Source organism: Bacillus sp. FSL K6-3431 (assembly GCF_038002605.1).
Taxonomy (GTDB): domain Bacteria; phylum Bacillota; class Bacilli; order Bacillales; family Bacillaceae_C; genus Lederbergia.
This window is the reverse complement of the sequence record NZ_JBBOCT010000001.1, coordinates 5314684-5339349: the sequence shown is the minus strand read 5'-3', so window position 1 is coordinate 5339349 and position 24666 is coordinate 5314684. Positions and strand designations below refer to the sequence as shown.

Genomic DNA, 24666 nt, shown 5'->3' with positions numbered 1-24666 from the left:
AAAATCACCTCATTAATTCAAAATGGTAGGAAATAGCTGCCAATGTATATAATGGCGCCGTTTCCGTTCTCATAATCCTCGGGCCAAGTCCACATATTTCAAAGCCATGTGTTTGAAGTTCATTTACTTCTTTTTCTGTAAGCCCACCCTCAGGTCCAAAAACGACTAAAACTTTGTTCCCAGGCTTGGTCACGCTCAACACTTTTGCAAAATTACTTTGTTCCCCGTCTTTTGCTACTTCTTCATAAGCAACAACTTTTTGTTCGAATTGTTCACTCAATTGAATAAGGTTTTTGAAAGTTAATGGTGCATGCACTGTAGGTAAGATTTGCCGATGCGATTGTTCCGCTGCTTCTTTAGCAATCTTTTTCCAACGTTCTAGTTTCTTCACCGCTTTTTTCTCTTCCCATTTTACAATGGAGCGGTCAGCAATGAAAGGGACAAATTCAGCTGCCCCTAATTCTGTCCCTTTTTGAATGATCCATTCTAATTTGTCGCCTTTAGGCAGTCCGCTCGCAATGACAACATGAACCGACAATTCTTTCATTTCTTCTTCCCATAAAGCGACATTTGCTTCTACAAATTCATCTGTTATTCGAGCAATGACCGCTGTTGCCACTTTTCCATTGTCTACAACGACACGACATTCATCTCCATCTTTCATGCGCATCACACGAACAATATGGTGGTAATCATCCCCGAATATTTTCACCGTTGTTTGGTTTGTAAAAGGCTCATTGATAAAATAACGTTGCATCATTCCACCCCATTATTTCCTTCTTGCTATGAATGCAACCCAATCTTCCATGACAAGTGTTTCTTCAATGTCAAATCCAGCAGCGATAATGGCATCTTTCACCTCTAATTTTTTCTGCTGAATAATTCCAGAAGTAATAAAATAGCCATTTTTTCTCACTGTCTTTGCAGCATCTTCTGTTAACTTCATAATAACTTCAGCCAAAATATTAGCTACTACAACATCCGCTCGCTCTGCCCGTCCATGAAGTAAATCGCTTTTCTTTACTGTTATTTGATCAGCTAATTGGTTTAACTCCACATTTTCACGGGCCGCTTTTACAGCTACTTCATCCAAATCAAGTGCCATTACATTGCTCGCTCCTAATAAAGCAGCAGCAATACTAAGCACCCCCGAACCTGTGCCAACATCTACAACAAAGTCATCCTGTTTAACCGTTCTCTCTAACGCCTGGATGCACATCACCGTTGTTGGATGTGTGCCTGTGCCAAAGGCCATACCTGGGTCAAGCTCAATGATCAATTCTTCTTTTGTACTTGGTTCATATTCTTCCCAAGTCGGTACAATAGTAAAAGTTTCCGATATTTTTACTGGGGTATAGTATTTCTTCCACGCCGTGGCCCAGTCTTCTTCATTTACTTCTGTTGTAGTAACATGATTTTTACCAATATCAATATCAAAACTTGAAAGATCCGTTACTCCCTGCTTAATCGCCTCAATCGTTTCAATCATAAAGCTGTTGACTGGCATATACGCTTTAATAATAACACCATCATCAGGGTAGTCCGCTGGATTCAAATCATAGATTTCCCCAAATTGATCTACGCGTTCTTTACTTAACTCAGCCGGGTCCTCAATTACAACTCCACTCGCTCCAGTCTCGTGGAGGATATTAGATATAGGCTCAACCGCTTCATTCGTAGTGTGAATGCTTATTTCAGTCCATTTCATTGCACCAGACCCCAATCATCGTTACTCGCTTTTAAAAGCGCGTTTTACTTTATCAAAGAAACTTTCATGTTGCTCATCTGGCACATTTCCACTTACATCGGCAAATTCACGTAGCATTGTCTTCTGCTGTTCTGTTAAATTGGTAGGCGTAATCACTTTCACAAGTATATGTTGATCACCTGTACCATATCCTCTGACGTTTTTCACGCCTTTCCCACGTAAGCGGAATCTTGTTCCTGTCTGTGAACCAGCTGGAATTTTCAATTTCACTTTACCATATAAAGTAGGAACCTCAATCTCATCACCTAAAGCGGCTTGAACAAATGTGATTGGCATTTCACAATAGATATCATCACCATCACGCTCAAAGAATTCATGATCACGCACATGGAAAACCACATAAAGATCCCCTGGAGGTCCACCATTAACGCCCGGCTCCCCTTGTCCAGTCACTCTCATTTGTTGGCCATCATCAATACCTTGAGGTACCTTCACATTGATTTTCTTACGCTTAGTTACTGTGCCGTCTCCACCACATGTACGGCATTTTTCTTTAATGATTTTTCCGGTTCCTTGACAATGGTTACATGCACGACGATTTACGATGCGACCAAAAGGTGTGTTTTGTTCCACATTCAATTGCCCACTACCATTACAATGTGAACATGTCTCAGGTTTTGTACCCGGTTTTGCACCACTACCGTCACATGTCTCACACGACTCGTCTCTCGGTATTTCAATTGTCGTATCTTTACCAAAAACAGCGTCTTCAAATGTAAGTGACATGGTGTATTGAAGATCTGATCCTTGTCTTGGCGCGTTAGGGTCTCGTCGCCCACCACCGCCACCAAAAAATGTACTAAAGATATCTTCAAAGCCACCAAAGCCACCGCCAAAGTCCGAACCGCCTCCACCAAAACCTTGAGGTCCTTGATGTCCAAACTGATCATATTGGGCACGCTTTTGATCATCATTCAATATTTCATATGCTTCAGTAAGTTCTTTAAACTTTTCATCGGCGCCAGGATCTTTATTAATATCTGGATGATACTTTTTCGATAGGCGTCTATATGCTTTTTTAATCTCATCTTTGGATGCACCTTCCGCTACACCCAACACTTCATAATAATCTCGTTTACTCATATTTACCCACTCCCGAATCTTTTCACATAACGTATATTTTAACACATAGGACATGGAGATTGAAAGAAACATATATCTCCTTTAAGAAATGTGCAAGGACTATTATGTACATTAGACACACTAGCTATAAACGCAACGTCTATTGTTTACGATTTACAGACCCGTCGCACTAGTAAATCGTGTCAGTTAAAGTTCTTACAACGATTAAGCGATATAGAAAAACGTTCTTTATTATTAAGAAAAGTCAAAGCCAGTTATGATAGGCTTTGACTTTTGGATACTGCGCATAATACGGGTCACATCAGCTGTCCCTTAATAATTGACAGGCTTACCAATGTCAACCATATATGTTTATTTCTTTTCTTTGTCCTCATCTACTTCTTCAAATTCAGCATCAACGATATTATCTTCTTCCTTACCGCCTTCTGCTCCTTGTGCTGCTTCTGCTTGCTTAGCAGCCTCTTCATATAACTTCATAGAAAGATTTTGAACGATTTCTTGAAGCGCGTCTTTCTTTTCGCGAATATCATCTAGTTCATTCTTCTCAATTGCAGCTTTCAAAGCTTCTTTCGCTTCTTCTGCTTTTTTCACTTCTTCTTCGTCTACTTTACCTTCAAGGTCTTTCAACGTTTTTTCTGTTGTGAAAATCAACTGATCTGCTTCATTTCTAAGCTCTACTTCTTCTTGACGCTTTTTATCTGCTTCAGCGTTTTCTTCTGCCTCTTTTACCATACGTTCTACTTCTTCATCTGATAGACCTGAAGATGATTTAATTGTAATATTTTGTTCTTTACCTGTACCCATATCTTTCGCACTTACATTTACAATTCCGTTTTTATCGATGTCAAATTTCACTTCGATTTGCGGAATGCCACGTGGTGCTGGAGGAATATCAGCTAATTGGAAACGACCAAGCGTTTTATTATCTGTTGCCATTGGACGTTCCCCTTGTAGAACATGTATATCAACTGCTGTTTGGCTATCAGCAGCAGTTGAGAAAACTTGCGCTTTCGAAGTTGGAATTGTTGTATTACGGTCAATTAGCTTCGTGAATACGCCGCCCATTGTCTCAATACCAAGCGAAAGTGGAGTAACGTCTAAAAGTACCACATCTTTCACATCACCTGTTAATACTCCACCTTGAATAGAAGCCCCCATAGCTACAACTTCATCTGGGTTAACTCCTCTATGTGGATCTTGGCCCGTTTCTTTACGAATCGCTTCCTGTACCGCAGGGATACGCGTAGAACCACCAACAAGGATAACTTTATCTATTTCAGATGCAGATTTACCTGAATCTTTTAAGGCTTGACGAGTTGGCCCCATTGTTCTCTCAACTAAATCCGAAGTCAATTCTTCAAACTTCGCGCGAGTCAAAGATAGCTCCATATGAAGTGGCCCTGCTTCACCTGCTGTAATAAATGGTAATGAAATTTGTGTAGATGTAACTCCTGAAAGATCTTTTTTCGCTTTTTCAGCTGCATCTTTCAAACGTTGTAAAGCCATTTTATCTTTAGATAAATCAATACCGTTTTCTTTTTTGAATTCTTGAACGAGATGATCGATTACTTTCCCGTCAAAGTCATCTCCACCTAGACGGTTATCACCTGCTGTTGCAAGTACTTCAAATACACCGTCACCCAGTTCCATGATAGAAACATCAAATGTTCCGCCACCAAGGTCATAAACCAAAATCGTTTGATCTTCGTCTGTTTTATCAAGACCATATGCAAGCGCTGCTGCTGTTGGCTCGTTAATAATACGTTCCACTTCAAGACCTGCAATAATTCCAGCATCCCTTGTAGCTTGACGCTCTGCATCGTTAAAATATGCCGGTACAGTAATAACCGCTTTATCTACTTTTTCACCTAGATAGTCTTCTGCATATGATTTTAAATATTGAAGAATAATAGCAGATAGTTCCTGTGGAGAATATTCTTTCCCTTCAATATCTTCCATATGATTTGTTCCCATATGACGCTTAATAGACATAATTGTATTTGGGTTAGTGATCGCTTGGCGCTTTGCTACTTCCCCTACTTGACGTTCACCGTTCTTGAAAGCAATGACGGATGGAGTTGTACGGTTACCTTCCGGATTAGGGATAACTTTCGCTTCCCCGCCTTCCAGTACTGCTACACAAGAGTTAGTCGTACCTAAGTCAATACCAATAATTTTACTCATATTCATGTACCTCCTAAAAAGTATGTAACCTTCTTTTATTTATTTACCTTAACCATTGCTGGTCTGATCACACGATCTTTTAATTTATATCCCTTTTGGAATTCTTCCACAACAATATTAGATCCATATTGTTCTTCTTCTGTTTGCATTACTGCTTGATGGAGATTCGGATCAAATTCCTCTCCCTCAGCTTTTATCTGTTCTGCACCTTCTTGTTTTAACGCATCGATTATACCGCGATAAACCATCTCAACACCTGTAAGTAAAGATTTCGCCTGTTCATTATCGAGTTCAACTTGCATAGCTCGCTCGAAATTATCAATGGCTGGCAAAAGATTTGTTACTAAGTTTTGTGCTCTATATTTTTCGCCCGCTTCCCTTTCAAGTTGGGTACGACGACGGAAATTTTCAAAATCCGCATACAAGCGCAAATAACGGCTGTCAGATTCTTCTAGTTTTGCTTCAAGTTCGGCAATTTGCAATGTCGATGCATCAGATTCAGGTTCAGTAACCTCTACATCACCTTCAACAGTTTCCACTTCTTCTAGAATTTCTTCTTGCGTGGATGTAACTGTTTCCTCTTCTGTATCATGCGCTTTTTCAGATGTAACCTTTGTTTCATCTATCATGACTTCACCTCCTTAAAATAGTTATACGATATGAATTGGTTAAAGTGCTTGTCCGAGGCTGTGGGGCCCCATTCGATAGCACCTACGACAACGTTATTGTTGGTAAAGCCTAGATAGAGCTAGACTCATATCTTTACTTAAAAAGTCGAGCAATGTAATTACTCTCGAGTATTCCATTCTTGTCGGCCCTAAAATAGCTATTGTGCCAACGGGCTCCTCACCAATAGAATATGTTGCTGTTATTAAACTGCAATCCGCCATTATCGAATGGGTATTTTCTTTACCGATTTTAACATGTATTCCGACCGGTGTGTGCTTGAATAACTCGTATATTCCCTGTTCCTGTTCTATCATGTCCAATAATGAACGGACTTTATCAATATTATGGAACTCAGGTTGATACAACATATTCATTTTTCCGGCAAAAAAAAGTCTTTCTGCGGCAGGTATATTCACTGTTTCAGTAATCGATTTAAGCAAGTAATCATATTTTTGAATATTCTGGTGCAATAAATCTGCAACCTCTTTGAACATTGTGTCCCGTAATTCTGAGATCGAGACACCTTGTAACTTGTGATTTAAAATATTTACAAGCTTTTCAATTTCCTCTGGTGCAATATTATCCGGAAGAGAAAAGATTCGATTCTCTACATGCCCAGTATCAGTAATAATTATTGCTACTGCCGTCTCTTGATTAAGCGGAACGATTTGCAACTTTCTTAGCTTATTTTCTTTGACGGCAGGGCCAAGCAGTATGGCGGTATAATTTGTCAGCTCAGATAATATCCTTGCTGAATTCTGAACGATATTTTCTAGTTCATATATTCTTTCAGCAAAAACAGCATGGATTTTTTTGATGTCATCAGCATGTAACGCGTGTGGCGATAATAAATGATCCACATAGTAACGATACCCTTTTTCAGAAGGAACACGCCCAGAAGATGTATGAGTTTTTTCAATAAATCCCATTGCTTCTAAATCAGCCATTTCATTTCTAATTGTCGCTGAACTTAAAAGAATACCTTGCTTTTCGGAAAGACTTCGCGAGCCAATTGGTTGGGCAGATCTGATAAAGTCATCAATTATAACCTGAAGTATGAGTAGTTGACGATCTGTTAACAACATTTATCACCTCTGTTAGCACTCTATTCAAACGAGTGCTAAATCTATAATTAAAATATCAAAATGATTTGTTGATGTCAACGGTTTTACTCTTTAAAGAAGGAATGATTGAAATACTTCATTCCCAAGAAAGAAACCTTTCTTTGTGAGACGTAAGGAATCCCCTTCTATTTTTAACAAATTTTTATTTTTCATTTCAGATATGGATGACGCAAAAATATCTAAAGGATCCACTGCATATTTTTCTTTAAAATGTCCCATATGCACACCAGAAGTTTTTCTTAGCCCTAGAAACATTTCCTCTTCCATCATTTCTTTTTTTGTGACCTCATTCTTTTCAAAAACAGGAAGCCTCCCAACTTGAAGTGGCTCCATATATTTTTTTATCGGTCCTGCATTTGAATAACGGTTCCCATTTACATATCCATGGGCCCCGGCTCCAAATCCATAATATTCTTCATTATTCCAATACACTAAATTATGACGACTTTCGAAACCTGGTTTAGAAAAATTACTTATTTCATATTGGCTTAGTCCCTTTTTCCCCATTTCCTCCATTAACATACCAAACATTTCCGTTTCAGCATCTTGGCCTGGTAAATGAAGTTTTCCTTTTCTCATTAAATTATAAAAGACAGTTTTCGGTTCAACAATTAATGAATAACTTGAATAATGTGGGAGGTCTAAAGCAAGGGCCGCTACTAAAGTTGCATGAAAATCATCAATGGTTTGAGTCGGTAACGCATATATTAGATCAATACTTATATTAGAAAATCCAACTTTCTGTGCCCTTTCAATCGTTGTATACACATCTTTGACACGATGCGCTCTTCCGATCTTTGCTAATAATTCGTCATTAAAAGCTTGGACACCAAAGCTTAACCGATTCACACCATGGTCTGCCAATATTTGTAACTTCTCTATGGACATATCACCTGGATTTGCTTCAAAAGTAAATTCTCCATTTTCCAATGGCAAATGTTTAACTATACCCCTACAAAGAGTTTCCAATTGCTTTTCATTTAATGCAGTTGGCGTACCGCCACCAACAAATATCGTTTCTAATTGTTGGAACGGCTGTTGATTAACGGCGATTTCAAACTCTTTAATTAATAAATCGATATATTCGTCTACTGGTTGTCCTTGAAGAAACACTTTATTAAAATCACAATAATGACAAATATGTTCGCAAAAAGGAATATGGATATATGCTGCCTTCATTTCGTTCACAACCTTATATAAAAAATGAAAAACATAGTAAATGAGGATCGTTCAAACACACGCTAAAAGGGAAGTACAGCATGATGCAGGCATCAGGCTGAACCTCCCTTTTATTATTAAAATCGAAAGTAATTCCTCAACTATTTTTTCCTGAGTCATCTCTCTTCAATACTGCCATAAATGCTTCCTGAGGAACTTCGACAGAACCAACTTGTTTCATACGTTTTTTACCTGCTTTTTGCTTTTCCAATAATTTACGCTTTCGGGAAATATCACCGCCATAACATTTGGCCAACACATTTTTACCCATTGATTTTATTGTTGATCTAGCTACAATTTTTTGACCAATTGCAGCTTGAACCGGTACCTCAAATTGTTGACGTGGAATGAGCTCTTTTAATTTTTCTACGATCGTTTTACCACGCTCATATGCAAAATCACTATGCACGATAAAGCTCAAAGCATCCACCGTTTCTGCATTAAGTAAAATATCCATTTTAACTAAGGTCGACGGTTTATAACCAATTAATTCATAATCAAATGAAGCATAACCCTTTGTATTCGATTTTAATTGATCGAAAAAGTCATAGACAATTTCAGCAAGCGGGATTTCATAAACGACACTTACTCGGATATCATCTAGATATTGCATATCAACAAAATTACCTCGTTTGTCCTGAGCCAATTCCATCACCGCACCGACATAATCATTTGGAACCATCATCGAGGCCTTCACATATGGCTCCTCCACATGGTCGATCAGTTGCGGATTAGGCATATTGGAAGGATTGTCAACCGATAGTTCTGTTCCATCTGACATATACACCTTATAAATAACACTTGGCGCAGTAGTAATTAAATCAATTTTAAATTCGCGTTCAATTCGCTCTTGAATAATCTCCATATGCAAAAGTCCTAAGAATCCACAGCGAAAACCGAATCCAAGCGCCTGTGACGTTTCCGGTTCATACTCTAGTGCTGAATCATTCAGTTCTAATTTTTCCAATGCTTCACGTAGATCATTGAATTTTGCTGAATCAATTGGATAAAGTCCACAAAAAACCATTGGATTCATTCTTCTATATCCCGGTAAAGCCTTTGTCGCTGGATTGACTGCATGGGTAATCGTATCCCCGACCGTCGTATCTCCCACTTTTTTAATAGCGGCAGTTAAAAATCCAACATCTCCAACGGTTAACTCATCCACAAGCACTGGCTTTGGTGCATGAACGCCAACTTCTAGTACTTCAAATACTTTCCCAGAAGCCATCATTTTAATTTTATCGCCAACTTTTACTGTCCCTTCAACCACTCGAATTGACGCGATGACACCTCGATATGCATCGTATAAAGAGTCGAAAATCAAAGCTTTTAATGGTGCACTTGGATCTCCTTGAGGTGCGGGAACTTTTTCTACAATCTGTTCAAGAATATCTTCAATGCCAATGCCAGCCTTAGCAGATGCAAGGACCGCGTCTGAAGCATCTAAACCGATCACGTCTTCAATTTCTTGTTTCACTCGTTCAGGTTCAGCAGCTGGCAAATCAATTTTATTAATGACGGGTAGAATTTCTAATTCATTGTCTAAAGCTAAATAAACATTAGCTAAAGTTTGTGCTTCAATCCCTTGGGCAGCATCTACAACGAGAATCGCCCCTTCACAAGCCGCAAGACTTCTAGAAACCTCGTATGTAAAGTCGACATGTCCAGGTGTATCGATTAGATGAAGAATATAATCTTCACCATCTTTAGCACGGTATTTTAATTGAACCGCATTTAATTTAATCGTAATGCCGCGCTCACGTTCCAAATCCATGGAATCAAGCAGTTGGCTTTTCATTTCACGTGAAGTTAATGCCTTCGTCTGTTCTAAAATTCTATCAGCTAACGTCGATTTCCCATGGTCAATATGGGCAATAATCGAAAAGTTACGGATCTTTTCCCGTCTTCTTACTTTTTCATCATGATTCATTTTCTTCACTCCTGTTAATCGGCGCATGTATGCTAGATTAAATTATATCAGCGAATAATTCAATGAGCAAATATAGAAATGCGGAAGGCGCTCGTTTAGGGGCGACAAGCATAAGACAAGACAGTGAGAAGGTTGATCTTTACCTGCTTGACGGATTGACTTATGACCTCGATTCATTAGCGCCTGCAACTAGACATATAGAAATGTGGAAGCGCCCGTTAAGTGACGTACAAACTGCTCCCACAGGATGCCGATTCGTCAACGTTGCCACAGGACGTGGCGGTTTTAGTCGACGCTCCATGTGTATTTACAGGTGACAATGTAACCACAACAAAAAGCGCATCTGATAGAATACGCTTCATCTCTTTTCATCATATAATTTTTTAAAAGTCAGTAAGATTATGTATTATAGTGCGTGTTCAAAAAAGCGCCAAATTAGAAACAAAAATTTCGAGACGAGAAGGTTTTGAGGAACAGACTTGCACAGGATGCGCTGACTCTACGCTGCCCATAGAAAGTACTTGCACACGACATGCTGACCTCTGTGTTGCTCACAGGACGTACTTGCACACGATGTGCTGACCTCTGTGTTGCTCACAGGACGTACTTGCACACGATGTGCTGACCTCTGTGTTGCTCACAGGACGTGAGCGATCTTAACAGAGGATCCTTTTCTCTTCCTTAACAGAGAGAGGATCCTCCTCTCATTCCTTAACAGAGGATCCTTTTCTCTCCCTTAACAGAGATTCCTTACTTTAGTAAAAGTACCTAATTGCCAACGAAGAAATTTGCTGTTTATCATTTGGTGACTTTTTGAACATCCTCTTATATTAAATAAAGCTAGATAAAACATCTATCGTTTTTTTCATTATGTTAGTGATAGTCTCAGCCAAGGTACTTCCAGCTTTTGAAAAAATATTATTTGATTCGATATTTTCTTGGACATTTTCTCCTTCGCCATTCCCTGCTATATTATTTTCTACCAGTGTAGTTTCAATGTTTTGTACATCCTGCTCATTAATAAGACTAGGAGCCTGAAGTGAGTATGTTTCGTAATTACTTTGCTTTTTCTCGTCACTAGCCTTCTCCATTCCAATTAACACACCTGCATACAATACAAGCACTAGCAGTAAGCACTTTACGATAAAGCCTCTCATTTCAGCACCTCCTAGTTCTAGTATACTTATATGATTATTTTTGAAATGATAGAACTACTATTTTCGACGTTGATACATAAGTAAATGATAGACAGTACTTTATCTTGTTTTAAAACCTGTATCACTCTTGTCTACCGAAGAATGAAGTGCTGCATTTAATCCTGCCGCAAGCAAGTTTGCCATATCTTCAATAAAAACATCCACTTCCTTCGGTGTGACCATTAAATTATGACCAAGAGGAGAAAGAACTTCGTGGATTAACTTCCGTTTCTCCTCTTCTTCTAAAGTTCCAACAATACCTAAAAAAGTCTTTCTTTCTTTTTCCTCAGGTAGATCCTCATCAGTAAGCATGCGTTTCTCCCCAAACGTAAGTCCAGCAGGCGCTAGGGAACGTGACGGTCTTCCAGATTCACCCAGCTCTTTACCAAAATGCTTAAGTAAAAAATCAATCGTATCACTTGTAATTGTTACTGCATCAACAACAGTCGGTACACCAAGCGATATAACTGGCACACCTAGTGTTTCTTTACTGATCTCTTTACGTTTATTTCCAACCCCTGAACCTGGATGAATACCCGTATCAGAAATTTGAATAGTTGAATTGACCCTTTCAATAGATCTTGATGCAAGTGCATCTATTGCAATAATAAAGTCAGGTTTTGAATTTCTCACTACACCAAAGATGATGTCACTCGTTTCAATACCAGTTATCCCCATAACACCTGGGGAAATCGCACTAACTGAACGATAACCATCATCGACATTATCTGGATCCAATTCAAACAGATGCCTAGTGACGATTAGATTTTCGCAAACAAGTGGTCCAAGCGCATCTGGCGTCACATTCCAATTTCCTAACCCTACAATTAAACAACTTGCTGTTTTCGGTATCTGACACTTTTGTAAAAAAGCACTAAATTCTTGCGAAAACACCTCTTGTACCTTTTGCTGCACCACACTATCCTGTGCTCGTATACCTTGAACTTCCATCGTTATATAATTTCCTTGTTTTTTCCCTAGTCGGTTCGCCCCTTCTTCTGTAATTTCCGTTGATGATATTTTAATATCTCCAACCATCTTTTCCTTAAAAATCACACCTTCAATTTCCTTATGTACTTTTTTCCCCTTTTGTTTGGCATCTAGTTGTGCAAGTGCCATTTCAAACGATTCTGAAGCTAAGTCTGTCCTCACATTGTAACAACTCAAATCCAATTCCTTTTTTCCCATCACTTATACCTCCAGATAAAAAACTTCTTACTCCCAAGCTTTTCCTATTGCCCGATTTTTCATTCAAACTTCCAATGCAAATGGAATTCTATTGCTTTCTTAGCATTCATTTGATAAAATATCTCTTGTTCTTATTGTTAATGAACCGTGAAATTCGAGTGACAATAAAACCTCGATACTCGTCAGGAGGTGAATGTATTGCCAAACATTAAATCAGCTATTAAACGTGTGAGAATCAATGAAGAAAAAAGCGCTCAAAACATTGCAGTTAAATCTGCTATGCGTACTGCAGTGAAGAAATTTGAAACTGCTGCTGACCAAAAAGAAGAAACTGCAAAAGATTTGTTTAAAGTTGCTATCAAGCACTTGGACAAAGCTGCAACAAAAGGTTTAATCCATAAAAACACAGCAAATCGTCAAAAAGCACGTCTTGCAAAAAAGTTAAATAAAGCAACTGCATAATACAGAAAAAAACGACCCCAATTGGAGTCGTTTTTTTATTTGTATTGCGCTATATTTTCAAGCTCCCTAATTTAAATAGAAATAATTCAACTGCAAGGTCGCGACTGCTAGCACCTGTTTTTAATTGCTCATCACTAATAGCAAGCAAATTCATAATTTCCCCAAGCGCTTCTTCGGAAAAAGAATTAGCTTGTCCAGATGCAAGTTTAACGCGAAATGGGTGAGTCTTTAATGTTGAGGCGATTTGCTGCTGTCCATACCCTCTTTTCATTAGCTCCTTCACTTGGTAAATCAATCTAAATTGACTAGCTAAAAGTGCCAGAATCTTTATCGGTTCTTCATTTTGCTTTCTCAAATCGTAATATATTCGAAATGCTTCATCCATTCTCCGATGAACCACTTTATCTACTAAAGAAAAAATATTTTGTTCAATAGATCTAGATGTCAGGTTTTCCACCATACTTACATCAATTCTTTTTGTATCAGCGGCAAATAAAGATAATTTTTGAATTTCAGTATCCAACTTCATCAAATCTGAACCAACTAAAACTAGCAAAAGATCCATTGCTGTTTCATCCATTTGCACTTCATTTTCGGCAGTTTTCTCCCTTACCCATACCTTCAATTCAGATTCATTCATCTTTTTCACTTCAATAACTTCTGCTGATTTTTTTAGCAACTTCGTTATTTTCTTGCGTTCATCTAATTTTTCATATGTACTTGCAAACACCATGATCGTAAATGGAGGGGGGGCCTGTATATATGTCTCCAGTTTTTTGAAATCATGTTCGATTTTTGATTTTGACTTTTCTGCAGTTAAAAATGCTGGTTTATGTAAAATAATTAATTTTTTATCTCCCATAAAAGGTATGGTTTCAGCATCCTCAATCGCCATTTCTATAGGTGTTTCCTCTAAATCATAAACAGATAAGTTAAAATCCATATCTTCTTTCGTTAACACATTTGCCACTAATTTTTGTTTTGTCTCATTGATTAAAAAGGTCTCTGTTCCGTATAATAAATATAAAGGCGAAAATTGTTTCTGTTCAATTTTTTTCCATGCATTCATAAAATTAGTGTCCCCTCTTCTAAAGCATTCTTCCTACTAGTGCATATTCAAAAAGGAGCCAAATTAAAAACAAGAAGTTCGAGGCGGCGTAGGGCTTGTGCTGACCTCTGTGTTGCTCACAGGACGTACTTGCACAGGACGTGAGCGATCTTAACAGAGGTTCCTCTCTTCTTTAACAGAGGATCCTTTTTACATGAGGACCGAAAAGACAAGCCAACGAAGAAATTCGCCATTTATCATTTGGTGACTTTTTGAACATCCCCTACTATCGTATGGAAATTTGCTTCTTTTGACAAGGGGTAAAGAGGACAAACTTCACAGATGTGATGGATGTCCTCCAATCTATGATGAACGCTTCGGATTAAGGCCTAGGATACTTAGTCGGAAGCGGTAATCAAGAACCAATTTTTCTTGCTGATCTTAGCTTAGCCTTTCAAGCCAAAAATATGGCTGTTAACTCTTGTCAGCAGTGGTAATTGAACAGTGGATTTTTCTACTACATTCGTCTATACTATAGTGGATATAGGAGGGGTAATTGTGAACGAATTTGAACAAAATGTCCAATCAAAACGCAATGATGCGATCGATTCTGGTATTGGATTTGCCGTTTCCTTTGTATTCTTCACTGCAATATTTGTGATCGGAACAGTCATTCAATTGCTAGGGAAGTAACAAAATGGCAGGCGTCTTGGTACCTCGGTAATCATAAGTAATGAACTTGTGGTTCAAGGCGCTTGCTCTTTTTTTTATCATTTCATTGCTTTATCATATTGCCATTGGGTCTTAAAGGTTCCTCCTTTCTTTGTAAATTCGTAATGAATAGCTCCATGTTCATCCGTCCGAAAGATAGCTGTGTTAAATTCATTTAGAACAGCTAATACCTCTGGATGCGGATGCCCATATCTGTTATTTCTTCCTGCAGATATGATCGAGTATTTAGGTTGTACTTTTTCTAAAAAAGCTGAGGTTGTAGAGCTTCTGCTACCATGATGCCCAATCTTTAATACATCCGTTTGTAAATTACCATATTTCTTAATTATTTCTTCTTCCCCTTCTTTTTCTAAATCTCCAGTGAAAACCCATGTTAATCCGCCAAATTCCCCAAAGAGGACAAGCGAATCATTATTTCCTTCATAATCATCATTAAACGGATAAATAAATTGGAATTTTCCTGATTTATTATGCCAACCTGATCCTACCTTTTCTTCATTAACAGGAATTCCTAATGATTGAGCCTGTACAATTAGGTCTGCCATTATCGTTTTTTCCCATGAACGAGGAGTGATTATAATTTCCTTAATCATTACCTTCCCCAGTAATTCATGTGCAGCACCCATATGATCCATATCGCTATGTGTCAAAATCAATTTATCGATTCGATTAATTCGTTTACTTTTTAATAATGGCAACAATATGTCTTCGCCAACTTGGAAGGAATTGCTCCTTTTTTCCCAATCCGGTACAGGAAATTGGATACTACCTCCAGTATCTATCAGATAAGTCCCACGATTATAAGGCAAATTAATCAAAATACTATCACCTTGACCAACATCAATGAAAATGACTTCACCTTTTGCTGAATATTGATTTACCAAAAAGAAAATAAAAAAGATCAGAACCAACGGTACCCCAGAATAGAGCATTGATTTCCCTTGTTCACTAAATAACAAATACATTATCACTCCAACGATCATAAACACCATCATAATAATTCCTGGTTTCCCAGTAACAATCATTGAGAAGTTAAATGAGCTTGCAAATGCTGCAAATTGTTCGGAGTATAATAGCAACTTAGCTCCCCATTCTGACAAAAGATGAAAAAGAGAAGTTTGGATAAATTGTAAAAAAAACAAAAAGAACATGAAGGGTAAAACAATAATTGTGTAAAATGGAATGTAGACTATATTTGCTATTATACTAATAATTGAAAATTCATAAAAGTGAAAAGAAAGTACCGGAAATGATGCGAGCATAGAAACGATAGAAATATTGATCATTTTTTTGATGTATGTTGCTGTTTTCTGAAGAATTCTTCGTGACGAGACAATGAGAGCAAAACTTACACAATATGTAAGTTGAAATCCTACGTGGTAAACGAGATACGGATCATAAAATAAGAATGCAATAAAACTAATTGATAGCGCATCTAACGTTGTAAATGGTAGCCGCCATTTTTGTCCAGCTAAAAGCAATAACGCCATTAAAACAGCCCTCATGACAGGTGGATTTCCACCAGATAGAACCGCATATATTGGCAATAGACAGAATAATATCCAAAATACATTCTCTTTCGTAAATCCTACACGTAATAAGCCAAAATATAAAACACTAACTAACAAACCAATATGCAATCCCGAAATTGCAAGTAAGTGCACAACACCAATTTGCTGATATGCCCGATACGTTTCATCCGTAAAATTTGATCTTTCGCCAAATATTAGTGCATTTGCATAAGGTATTAATGCTATTGGAAAGTTTTCCTCCACTTTCTTTATTCCCTTCATTCTTATATTCCGTAATTTATTAATCATATGAAGGGCAGAGAATGAACAATTCTCTAGGCTGATCTTGTCTGTTTCAAGTAACCAGTGTATGTTATGTCTAAATAAATATTGTTGATAATTAAATCCATTTTCATTACTATTTTTTTGTGGCTTTATTAGTTCTCCAGTAATATGGCACGAAGCTCCTGATTCTAACTTTCTCTCTAATAAATGTTTATCTTCTTCATTTTGAATGATGTGGGTGAGTAGTAGTTTTTCATTATTAGAAGCTGTGACAACAGCCTTTAGGCGGTTACCATCTATTTCGGGGAACGCTTGAAAGGTAATATATTCGTGGATAATGCCTGCGGAAAAAGCTGAATGCTTATCCTTTTCACTTTTCATACCTGTACTAAAAAAAAGCAGCAAGACAGTAAAAAGTAGAATCAACAAGTGTTTGTTTTTTTCTTTCATTACTCGTACAATTATTAAACAAGAAAATAAAAATGTTAATAGGTGCCATTCTAGCGAAAGTAATATTCCCGCAAGTGCTGCGCTTGCTACATAAAACCATTTACCAGCCATATATACTCCTTTCCGACTTCATCTATGGGTCGCAAACAGCAAGAATTTGGTGGGCACTGAAAAAGTCCTTCTAATGCAAGGATCTATTATAGAATCCTGTTGCTTTCCGCCCACGGAAATCAACACTCCTATTCGAATAGTTGTAAAAAGATCGGGCATGTTTTTCGCCCGGTTTTTTTAACCTTGCAAATAAATTTCATTGAATAGCCGAATGTTTTTCAGTGCCCTCAGAAAATGCTACTGTTGTTTTTTGGCTCACATCTTTCAGCATGGCTGAGGGTGTGAGCCAATGATCACAAACCGTTTGTTTGCTCCGCAAACGAAAGAAAGATTTCCTTATTTACAGGAACTTTCTCCATCCTTACGTTTGCTTGTTCAAACAATTCGATCGCATGCGGATGATTTTTGTAATCTTTTGCATAGTAAACTGCTTTTATACCTGCTTGAATAATTGCTTTACAACATTGAAGACAAGGAAAATGAGTAACATAAATTTCTGCATTTTCTGTTGGTACACCAAATTTTGCACATTGCAATATCGCATTCATTTCAGCGTGGATCGTTCTTACACAATGATCGTCGATCACATAACAACCTTCGTCAATACAATGAACCCCACCTGTAATTGATCCATTATAACCGCCAGCTATTATCCTTTTGTCTCTAACAATCGTTGCACCTACTGTAAGCCTTGTGCATGTGCTTCGAAATGAAAGTAAATGACTTTGCGCCATAAAGTATTGATTCCATGATATTCTTTCCATATCCTCTTCTCCCTCTGCTTTGTTCTCTAATTTATTGATGTATTTCTATGAAGTTAATACCTTCATTTTACACTTATTAAATCCTGAAGCTTTTCAAATGACTTCGGACCAATTCCAGATATTTTTTGCAAATCATCAATTTGCTGATATGGGCCATTTTGTTCCCTATATTCGATAATCGCTTTCGCTTTTGCAGGCCCCACACCTGGGAGGGATTCCAATTCCGTACTATCTGCTTTATTTATGTTTATTATCCCATCTTTCTTTGTCCCCGAATTAACATTTGCCGGCATTTCATCTAAATCTTCACCCACTTTTGGAATATGAACAACCATTTCATCATGGAGTTTTTCGGCAAAATTAATTTGATTCTCATCAGCATCATCTAGCAACCCACCTGCTTGTCCAATTATATCAAATATGCGCTCACCTTCAACAGCCTCATAAAGGCCAGGTTTATGAACAGCACCTTTAACATCTACAAATATACGAATATTATTTTCTTCCATTTCCTCCATATTCGCCTCTGGTGGTTTGCTTTCCAAGGGTTGCATATCCGTGTTTATTGGTTCCGAAAATGCTTGCTCTTGGGGTCTGCTGTAATAAAGAAAAATCGCTATCAGAATAACTATTCCACAAATGAACATCGTTTTATAACTTTCAAACCAAATTTTCAAAAAGAATCACCTCTTATCAGAAAGGAATATTATTTTAGATGCAGCATACATTTGGTAGGAGTAGATTAGAAGGAGGGGAAAGCATGAAGGTCGGAGTCATCGGAACCGGAAACATGGGAACAATTTTATCTGAAGCATTGCTAGAAGGGAAAGCAGTTTCTCCTTCAGATTTAATTGTCGTCAATCGGACGAAAGCTAAAGCTGATGAGCTTAAATATAAATTTGAAGGTATCGAAGTGGCAAATAGCCCTAAAGAAACAATAAACAAGGCCAAACTTATTTTCATTTGTGTGAAACCGCATGATATTCTACCGCTACTTAAAAGTCATCTTCAAGATCTAACTGCGGAACATTGTATTGTATCCATAACAAGCCCCATTAAAGTCGAATGGTTAGAAAGTATTATTCCATGTTCTTGTGTGCGAATTATTCCAAGTATAACGAATAGGGCTCTCTCAGGTGTGTCTTTATTCAGCTTTGGTAAAAAGTGCGATCAACAATGGCAAAATAAACTTATAAATATGTTTGATAAGATATCCTTTCCAATAGATATTAATGATAATATCACGCGGGTAGCTTCGGATATCGTCAGTTGCGGGCCAGCTTTTTTCAGTTATATGACAAGAAGATTTATTGATGCAGCAGTTGCTGAAACGAAAATTGACAGAGAAACTGCAACATTGCTATCTGAGCAGATGCTGATCGGACTTGGAGATTTACTGAAAAAAGGTTATTATTCATTACCTACTTTAGAAGAGAAAGTGTGTGTAAAAGGTGGAATAACAGGGATTGGAATTGACGTGTTAGAAGTTGAGCTCCATGATGTGTTTGAGAAATTATTTCAAGCCACACATCAGAAGTTTAATCTTGAAGTGAAAGAAATAGAGGTAAAACATCATCTTTAATAACTAATTCTACACACACGCTAAAAATCCTTTCTTTTTTAAAAAATAAAAAAAGCGGAGGAAAAGGAGTTTCCTCCTAATCTCCGCTTATTTCTTTTTTTTACATGTAAAAAAGATTCGTTCTGATGTATCAACTGGTCGATTCGAGGTAAAATCTGCTGTTACAGATTCTACTATAAAACCAGCATCATCTAGCCATGCCTCATAATCTTCCAAGAGATATGTACGTTGTTTATGCAATTCCTCAAATCGTTGATACAATCCTGAATCTTCATCCATCACAAAAAAGGTTAACTCATGTTCTACGGAATATATATGTTCTCCGGGAAAACAATGCCAAATGTATGCCACATCATCTTCACTTAAAGCAAATGTTTCATTCATGTAAATATGATCCATTTGATATGGAGAATGTACATCAAATAAAAACAGTCCATTCTCATCTAAATGCTCATGAACATGTAAAAAAGTACTTTTCATATCTGTTGGAGTTTGAAGATAATTGAGCGAATCACAAAATACCGTGATCAGGTCGAATGTGCCAAGCCCTTCGAGCGCACTCATATCCTGCTGAAACAATTCCATTGGTACAGATGCTTGTTCAGCTTTTTCGCGGGCAACCATCAACATATCGCTTGATAAATCAACACCAGTTACCAAAAAACCTTCTTTGGCAAGCTGAATAGATAATTCACCTGTTCCACATGCCAAATCGAGCACCCGATTCCCTCGAACTTGATGACGCCGTTTTTCTATCGTTAAAAATTGTAGCCATTTCTCATACGGAACATTAGCCATTAAAAAGTCGTATACATAAGCCAGTCTTTCGTAACTCACTGAGCAAGTTCTCCCAGTACATCCTCGAATGGAGCATCGCCCCATAGTCTTTCTAAATTATAATAGCTTCGCTCATCTCGGTGGAAGACATGAGCAATGACGTCACCCATATCTACGAGAATCCACTGCCCTTCATCAAAACCTTCCATTTTCTTCACATCGATGCCAGCTTCTAGAGCCATCTCTCTCATTTCGCGGGCGATTGCTTGAACTTGTTTGCTAGAATTCCCGCTACAAATAACAAAGTAGTCTGCAATTAATGAGATACCCTCCATATTCAATGCAACAATATCCTCTGCGTTTTTATCATCTGCTGCTTTAACAACTATCTTTAATAATTCCCTAGTCTCCAATATAATTTCGCTCCTTTTTAAATATCAAATGGTTGTACGCTTCAAATGTATCGGGAAAGATCAACGCTTTCTTTATGATTAAAAATTGAATCGTGTTTCCTAAGGCATAAAGTAAAGCCTTATTAATATCTTCTTTTACCAGTTCCCTTACTTCTTCCACACCCGGAAAGCTACGACCTGGTTCAATATAGTCTGCCAAAAAAATAACCTTTTCAAGCATAGACATATTTGCTCGACCCGTCGTATGAAAGCGAATAGCGTTAAGTATATCCTTGTCGCTAATATCGAATTCATCTAGAACGATTTGTGCAGCAACAGGGCCATGCCATAGCTCAGGATGATAAGCAAGTAAGCGCGGGTCTTCCCTGGCATCACTTACTTTTACTTTAAGTTCAGGGATCGAAAGAAGTTTTGCATAATCGTGAAAAACTGCTGCTATTTCTGTTTTTTTCACATCAACACCAACGTTTTTCCCTAGTTCACGGGCTGTATCTAACACCCGAAGCGTATGATCATAGCGTGGCCCTGCTATTTTACCTCCAACTATCTTTATTGCTTGCTCCATATTCATATAAACCGCGCTCCTTTATATAGCCAATTACGCTATCAGGAATTAAGTATTTTGTAGAGATGTCTTGTTTTATTTTTTCTCTCATTGCCGTCGAAGAAATATCTATTTGTGGTACATCTACATGTGTCACTGGGTACCGACTTTCCATTTGATAGTTCGGTCTATTCACACCTACAAACTGAATCAGTTGTACAAGTTCATCTATTTCGTGCCAATTCGGCAAATATTCCACCATGTCAGCTCCGATAATAAAATAATAATCAAAATCCGGATGTAATTCTTGTAAAATTTTTATCGTATCTATCGTATAGGAACGGCCTTTTCTCTCAAGTTCTATACTTTCCACAGCGAATTGACTATTTCCCGCGATAGAAAGTTCGAGCATTCGCAATCTATCTTCTGCAGTAGTACCACTTACTCTCTCTTTGTGAGGTGGCTCTTGGTTGGGCATAAAATGTATTTCATCCAGCGCTAAATGATGAAGTACTTCATTCGCAATAATTAAATGACCAAGATGAGGAGGATCAAATGTCCCTCCTAATATCCCAATTTTTCTCTTCATGATTATCCGTCCTTATACAGGCAAATTAATGGTTTTACGCTCGTGAGACTCTTTATAAAGAACAATAATCTTACCAATAATTTGAACGAGTTCTGCTTTGGTACCGGCCACAAGTGCCTCAGCTACTGTTTCTTTGTTTTCATCACAGTTTTGCAATATGCTTATTTTTATCAATTCTCGTACTTCTAAAGCTTCACTTATTTGTTTTGTCATATTTTCATTGACTCCACCTTTACCTACCTGAAAAATTGGGTCAAGATGATGTGCCTTAGATCGTAAATAACGTTTTTGCTTACCAGTTAACATGTTGTTCCTCCTAATTTCTCTGTTACAATATTTGTCATACGTTCAAAGTTAGGGGTTATTCCTGTCCACATTTTAAAAGCAAGCGCCCCCTGATGTATAAACATACCTATGCCGTTTTGCGTTTGCGCTCCCTTGTGCTTCGCTTGCTGTAAAAAAGCAGTCTCAGAAGGATTATAAATAATATCCGAAACAAATGCATTAGTACGCAAATGCTCAAGATCCAGTGGACTATTCGTTATATCTGGATACATACCAATAGATGTGGTTTGGATAACGAGATCATAGTCAACTAGCTCCAGTTCAGCTTCATGAAGTGACAATGCTTTAGAAACACCTTCATAAGGACAATCCTCTATTAATTGCTGCGCATTAATTACTGAACGGTTACAAATATCCACATATTTCATGCCTTTTGCTAGGAGCGTATAATATATTGCTTTTGACGCACCACCAGCTCCTACAATTAGTGTACGTGTCTGTTCATTCATAAAATCTTTTTTCCATGCAGATTGTAGGGCTTGGATAAATCCTGTTCCATCTGTATTATAACCACGAAAGTCCCCATTTTCACGAACAATTGTATTCACTGCACCTATTGCGTTAGCAAGCGGATCGATACTGTCTAAAAAAGGCATAATTGCTGTTTTATGTGGGCTTGTTACATTAAATCCTTCTATGCCTATTACTTTCATTCCTTCTACAGCCGTTTTCAAATCATGATCTAAAATATGAAATGGCTGATAGTTTGCGTTTATTCCAAGCTGTCGGAACTCCTCATTATGCATAAGCGGAGACATGGACTGTGCAATTGGCTTACCAATAACGCCATAAAGTTTTTGCAAACACCTCACCCTATCTTTTAAATTAATTTGGACACACATGATGAGGCAACACAGATATTACAAGGATACAAATACATTGTGGTACGTAGACGTGGAACAGGAGCTAGTTCATTTGTCAGTGCCTTTCATCCGGTCTTAAATGATATTCCATTCCCTGTCTTCCCTCACGTATGTCTATCTGTTTATGGTGCCTATGCTGCTTTTTTAAATAAGCGAACTACGTAGCGTGACATTTACTCCTTTTGGTATATAAGCAGCGACTTTTGCACCTGGATCATTCACCGTTACCCAACCGAGCCCTGAAAATACAATATCCGTTTTTCCCTCTTTAATCATAAATTCATGACGAACAAGTTTCGGAAATGTATCCAATTCATCTTTCCGAGGTGGTTGTAGCATATCGCCAACATGGTTTTTGTATAATTCATCAGCGTTTTCTAGCTTCGTTCTGTGGATGTTAATCTCATTCCCTAAATAACATACGAGAGATCTGCGTCCACCTTGTACATAATCCAGTCTTGCTAATCCACCAAAGAAAAGTGTCTGTTCCTCATTCAATTGAAATACTCTAGGCTTAATTTCTTTATTTGGTGTAATGATTTTTAAATCTTTTTTATCTACAAAATGTGCCATTTGGTGATGGTTGATGATTCCCGGAGTATCATATAAGGATTTTCCATCATCTAATGGTATGTCTATCATATCAAGTGTTGTCCCTGGAAAATGAGATGTTGTAATTACATCTTCTTCTCCGGCCACATGCTTAATAATTCTATTAATAAAAGTAGATTTCCCCACATTTGTACAGCCAACAACATAAACATCTTTACCAGCACGGTACTGATCAATTTTTTCCATTGCTTCCTCAATATGTAGGCCTTTTTTAGAACTTACTAGAAGCACATCAATTGGGTGAAGGCCAAGTTCTCTTGCTTGCCCTCTCATCCATTGAACCAATTTATTCTTTTTGATTGACTTAGGAAGTAAATCTACTTTGTTTCCAATAAGTAAAATCGGATTCTTCCCAACAAATCGATGTAATCCCGTTAGCCAACTGCCATTAAAATCAAAGATATCAATAACTTTTACAATTAAACTGTCAGTTTTTCCCAGTTGGTGAAGAATATTTAAAAAGTCCTGATCCGTAAGTGATACATCTTGCACTTCATTGTAATGTTTTAATCGGAAACATCTTTGACAAATAATCTCTTCTTTTTCAAGTTGAGAAGAAGGTGTATAACCTATTGTATTTTGGTCTTCTGTTTGGATTGAAATTCCGCATCCAATACAGGTAATATCTGCGTTCTTCACTTGTCGTCCTCCCATTTAATTAATCCGTTTCGCTTAAAATTGGCCATAATTCTTCGTTCAATCGCTCGATTAAATCGAGTAAAAAAACCATCCGATTTTGCTACCGGAACGACCAGAATTGTATATAAACTGGCTCTATTTCCGCCAAGTATATCTGTCAATAACTGATCACCAATAATCACCGTCTCTTCCCTTGATGTTCCCATTACAGTGATTGCTTTTTTAAAAGCAGCGCCAAGTGGCTTTCTCGCCTTATGAATAAATGGGATTTCTAATGGATCGGAAAATAATTTCACACGATCTTCATTATTATTCGATACAATGATTATCTTAATATCATGTTGCTTCATTTCAGCAAACCATTCAATAAGCTCTGGTGTAGCATTAGGCCTGTCCCATTCAACGAGCGTGTTGTCCAAGTCTGTGATAATTCCTTTTATTCCTCTTGTTTTTAGATCCTCAGGTTTTATTAGAAATATATTTTTAACATATTCACTTGGTAAAAATTTTTTTAACAATCATCTGCACCTCATTAATTAATCTTTGTCATTATGTTTATTTTAACCAATATTCGGT

The 24666-nt window shown here is 37.6% G+C and carries 24 protein-coding genes and 1 pseudogene; 3 read left to right on the top strand and 22 right to left on the bottom strand.

What is annotated here, in order from left to right:
- Positions 1 to 4: 4 nt before the first annotated feature.
- The 10 genes from MHB53_RS25400 to gpr all read right to left on the bottom strand — a co-directional run bounded on the left by MHB53_RS25400 (position 5) and on the right by gpr (position 12363).
- Positions 5 to 757 (bottom strand): 16S rRNA (uracil(1498)-N(3))-methyltransferase, encoded by a 753-nt coding sequence (locus MHB53_RS25400; protein ID WP_340924021.1) that lies wholly within the window; start codon positions 755 to 757, stop codon positions 5 to 7.
- A gap of 12 nt (positions 758 to 769) precedes the next feature.
- Entirely contained in the window at positions 770 to 1708 is a 939-nt protein-coding gene (prmA, locus tag MHB53_RS25395; protein WP_340924019.1) for a 50S ribosomal protein L11 methyltransferase, read from the bottom strand.
- Between the two features lie 21 nt (positions 1709 to 1729).
- The gene (gene dnaJ / locus MHB53_RS25390; protein WP_340924018.1) at positions 1730 to 2851 is read right to left on the bottom strand and encodes a molecular chaperone DnaJ; all 1122 of its coding nucleotides are present in this window, start codon (positions 2849 to 2851) and stop codon (positions 1730 to 1732) included.
- Positions 2852 to 3202: 351 nt separating this feature from the next.
- Positions 3203 to 5035: a molecular chaperone DnaK gene (dnaK, locus tag MHB53_RS25385; RefSeq protein WP_340924015.1), complete on the bottom strand. Its 1833-nt coding sequence runs from the start codon at positions 5033 to 5035 to the stop codon at positions 3203 to 3205.
- A gap of 35 nt (positions 5036 to 5070) precedes the next feature.
- Positions 5071 to 5661, bottom strand: a complete 591-nt coding sequence (gene grpE, locus MHB53_RS25380; RefSeq protein WP_340924990.1) for a nucleotide exchange factor GrpE — start codon at positions 5659 to 5661, stop codon at positions 5071 to 5073.
- Positions 5662 to 5757: 96 nt separating this feature from the next.
- Positions 5758 to 6786 (bottom strand): heat-inducible transcriptional repressor HrcA, encoded by a 1029-nt coding sequence (hrcA, locus tag MHB53_RS25375; RefSeq protein ID WP_340924987.1) that lies wholly within the window; start codon positions 6784 to 6786, stop codon positions 5758 to 5760.
- A 93-nt stretch (positions 6787 to 6879) separates the two neighbouring features.
- The gene (gene hemW / locus MHB53_RS25370; RefSeq protein ID WP_340924012.1) at positions 6880 to 8007 is read right to left on the bottom strand and encodes a radical SAM family heme chaperone HemW; all 1128 of its coding nucleotides are present in this window, start codon (positions 8005 to 8007) and stop codon (positions 6880 to 6882) included.
- A 136-nt stretch (positions 8008 to 8143) separates the two neighbouring features.
- On the bottom strand, positions 8144 to 9979 hold the full coding sequence (gene lepA, locus MHB53_RS25365; protein WP_340924009.1) for a translation elongation factor 4: 1836 nt from the start codon (positions 9977 to 9979) through the stop codon (positions 8144 to 8146).
- 830 nt (positions 9980 to 10809) lie between these two features.
- Positions 10810 to 11136: a hypothetical protein gene (locus tag MHB53_RS25360; protein WP_340924007.1), complete on the bottom strand. Its 327-nt coding sequence runs from the start codon at positions 11134 to 11136 to the stop codon at positions 10810 to 10812.
- A 99-nt stretch (positions 11137 to 11235) separates the two neighbouring features.
- Positions 11236 to 12363: a GPR endopeptidase gene (gpr, locus tag MHB53_RS25355; protein WP_340924004.1), complete on the bottom strand. Its 1128-nt coding sequence runs from the start codon at positions 12361 to 12363 to the stop codon at positions 11236 to 11238.
- A 198-nt stretch (positions 12364 to 12561) separates the two neighbouring features.
- On the opposite strand from gpr, the gene rpsT reads away from it, so the two are divergent.
- Positions 12562 to 12825, top strand: coding sequence for a 30S ribosomal protein S20 (gene rpsT / locus MHB53_RS25350; protein WP_340924001.1), 264 nt, complete (start codon positions 12562 to 12564; stop codon positions 12823 to 12825).
- Positions 12826 to 12874: 49 nt separating this feature from the next.
- Here the strand turns inward: rpsT and holA are convergent, their stop codons facing one another.
- The gene (gene holA / locus MHB53_RS25345; protein WP_340923998.1) at positions 12875 to 13894 is read right to left on the bottom strand and encodes a DNA polymerase III subunit delta; all 1020 of its coding nucleotides are present in this window, start codon (positions 13892 to 13894) and stop codon (positions 12875 to 12877) included.
- 537 nt (positions 13895 to 14431) lie between these two features.
- On the opposite strand from holA, the gene MHB53_RS25340 reads away from it, so the two are divergent.
- Positions 14432 to 14566 (top strand): YqzM family protein, encoded by a 135-nt coding sequence (locus tag MHB53_RS25340; protein ID WP_340923997.1) that lies wholly within the window; start codon positions 14432 to 14434, stop codon positions 14564 to 14566.
- Between the two features lie 77 nt (positions 14567 to 14643).
- Here MHB53_RS25340 and MHB53_RS25335 read toward each other — a convergent pair whose 3' ends face one another.
- The 3 genes and pseudogenes from MHB53_RS25335 to MHB53_RS25325 all read right to left on the bottom strand — a co-directional run bounded on the left by MHB53_RS25335 (position 14644) and on the right by MHB53_RS25325 (position 18403).
- Entirely contained in the window at positions 14644 to 16962 is a 2319-nt protein-coding gene (locus MHB53_RS25335) for a DNA internalization-related competence protein ComEC/Rec2 (protein WP_340923995.1), read from the bottom strand.
- 329 nt (positions 16963 to 17291) lie between these two features.
- Positions 17292 to 17726: pseudogene (locus tag MHB53_RS25330) on the bottom strand (ComE operon protein 2); the annotation flags it as partial.
- 62 nt (positions 17727 to 17788) lie between these two features.
- A complete protein-coding gene (locus tag MHB53_RS25325; protein WP_340923991.1) occupies positions 17789 to 18403 on the bottom strand; it encodes a helix-hairpin-helix domain-containing protein in 615 nt (204 codons plus the stop codon).
- Between the two features lie 38 nt (positions 18404 to 18441).
- Here MHB53_RS25325 and comER point away from each other — a divergent pair, with 38 nt between their 5' ends.
- The gene (gene comER, locus MHB53_RS25320) at positions 18442 to 19308 is read left to right on the top strand and encodes a late competence protein ComER (RefSeq protein WP_340923989.1); all 867 of its coding nucleotides are present in this window, start codon (positions 18442 to 18444) and stop codon (positions 19306 to 19308) included.
- Between the two features lie 87 nt (positions 19309 to 19395).
- Here comER and MHB53_RS25315 read toward each other — a convergent pair whose 3' ends face one another.
- From MHB53_RS25315 to MHB53_RS25280, 8 genes are all read right to left on the bottom strand, one after another.
- Entirely contained in the window at positions 19396 to 20145 is a 750-nt protein-coding gene (locus MHB53_RS25315; RefSeq protein WP_340923987.1) for a class I SAM-dependent DNA methyltransferase, read from the bottom strand.
- Positions 20142 to 20498, bottom strand: a complete 357-nt coding sequence (rsfS, locus tag MHB53_RS25310; RefSeq protein ID WP_340923984.1) for a ribosome silencing factor — start codon at positions 20496 to 20498, stop codon at positions 20142 to 20144. Before rsfS ends, MHB53_RS25315 begins: the two co-directional genes overlap by 4 nt.
- Positions 20488 to 21069 carry a bis(5'-nucleosyl)-tetraphosphatase (symmetrical) YqeK gene (gene yqeK / locus MHB53_RS25305; protein WP_340923982.1) on the bottom strand — a complete coding sequence of 194 codons (582 nt, stop codon included), beginning with the start codon at positions 21067 to 21069 and terminating at the stop codon, positions 20488 to 20490. The genes rsfS and yqeK overlap by 11 nt, the downstream gene beginning before the upstream one ends.
- Positions 21032 to 21631, bottom strand: coding sequence for a nicotinate-nucleotide adenylyltransferase (locus MHB53_RS25300; protein ID WP_340923980.1), 600 nt, complete (start codon positions 21629 to 21631; stop codon positions 21032 to 21034). Before MHB53_RS25300 ends, yqeK begins: the two co-directional genes overlap by 38 nt.
- A gap of 12 nt (positions 21632 to 21643) precedes the next feature.
- On the bottom strand, positions 21644 to 21937 hold the full coding sequence (yhbY, locus tag MHB53_RS25295; RefSeq protein WP_340923977.1) for a ribosome assembly RNA-binding protein YhbY: 294 nt from the start codon (positions 21935 to 21937) through the stop codon (positions 21644 to 21646).
- Positions 21931 to 22779: a shikimate dehydrogenase gene (aroE, locus tag MHB53_RS25290; protein WP_340923975.1), complete on the bottom strand. Its 849-nt coding sequence runs from the start codon at positions 22777 to 22779 to the stop codon at positions 21931 to 21933. The genes yhbY and aroE overlap by 7 nt, the downstream gene beginning before the upstream one ends.
- A 204-nt stretch (positions 22780 to 22983) precedes the next feature.
- Entirely contained in the window at positions 22984 to 24105 is a 1122-nt protein-coding gene (gene yqeH / locus MHB53_RS25285; RefSeq protein WP_445661483.1) for a ribosome biogenesis GTPase YqeH, read from the bottom strand.
- Positions 24087 to 24608: a YqeG family HAD IIIA-type phosphatase gene (locus MHB53_RS25280; protein ID WP_340923971.1), complete on the bottom strand. Its 522-nt coding sequence runs from the start codon at positions 24606 to 24608 to the stop codon at positions 24087 to 24089. Before MHB53_RS25280 ends, yqeH begins: the two co-directional genes overlap by 19 nt.
- Positions 24609 to 24666 lie beyond the last annotated feature (58 nt).

What these genes read in the sequence shown, in the direction of transcription:
- MHB53_RS25400 (WP_340924021.1), bottom strand. Translation starts at nt 757, where the DNA reads ATGCAACGTTATTTTATCAATGAGCCTTTTACAAACCAAACAACGGTG.
- prmA (WP_340924019.1), bottom strand. Translation starts at nt 1,708, where the DNA reads ATGAAATGGACTGAAATAAGCATTCACACTACGAATGAAGCGGTTGAG.
- dnaJ (WP_340924018.1), bottom strand. Translation starts at nt 2,851, where the DNA reads ATGAGTAAACGAGATTATTATGAAGTGTTGGGTGTAGCGGAAGGTGCA.
- dnaK (WP_340924015.1), bottom strand. Translation starts at nt 5,035, where the DNA reads ATGAGTAAAATTATTGGTATTGACTTAGGTACGACTAACTCTTGTGTA.
- hemW (WP_340924012.1), bottom strand. Translation starts at nt 8,007, where the DNA reads ATGAAGGCAGCATATATCCATATTCCTTTTTGCGAACATATTTGTCAT.
- lepA (WP_340924009.1), bottom strand. Translation starts at nt 9,979, where the DNA reads ATGAATCATGATGAAAAAGTAAGAAGACGGGAAAAGATCCGTAACTTT.
- MHB53_RS25360 (WP_340924007.1), bottom strand. Translation starts at nt 11,136, where the DNA reads ATGAGAGGCTTTATCGTAAAGTGCTTACTGCTAGTGCTTGTATTGTAT.
- gpr (WP_340924004.1), bottom strand. Translation starts at nt 12,363, where the DNA reads ATGGGAAAAAAGGAATTGGATTTGAGTTGTTACAATGTGAGGACAGAC.
- holA (WP_340923998.1), bottom strand. Translation starts at nt 13,894, where the DNA reads ATGAATGCATGGAAAAAAATTGAACAGAAACAATTTTCGCCTTTATAT.
- MHB53_RS25335 (WP_340923995.1), bottom strand. Translation starts at nt 16,962, where the DNA reads ATGGCTGGTAAATGGTTTTATGTAGCAAGCGCAGCACTTGCGGGAATA.
- comER (WP_340923989.1), top strand. Translation starts at nt 18,442, where the DNA reads ATGCAGCATACATTTGGTAGGAGTAGATTAGAAGGAGGGGAAAGCATG.
- yqeK (WP_340923982.1), bottom strand. Translation starts at nt 21,069, where the DNA reads ATGAATATGGAGCAAGCAATAAAGATAGTTGGAGGTAAAATAGCAGGG.
- MHB53_RS25300 (WP_340923980.1), bottom strand. Translation starts at nt 21,631, where the DNA reads ATGAAGAGAAAAATTGGGATATTAGGAGGGACATTTGATCCTCCTCAT.
- yhbY (WP_340923977.1), bottom strand. Translation starts at nt 21,937, where the DNA reads ATGTTAACTGGTAAGCAAAAACGTTATTTACGATCTAAGGCACATCAT.
- yqeH (WP_445661483.1), bottom strand. Translation starts at nt 24,105, where the DNA reads ATGGGAGGACGACAAGTGAAGAACGCAGATATTACCTGTATTGGATGC.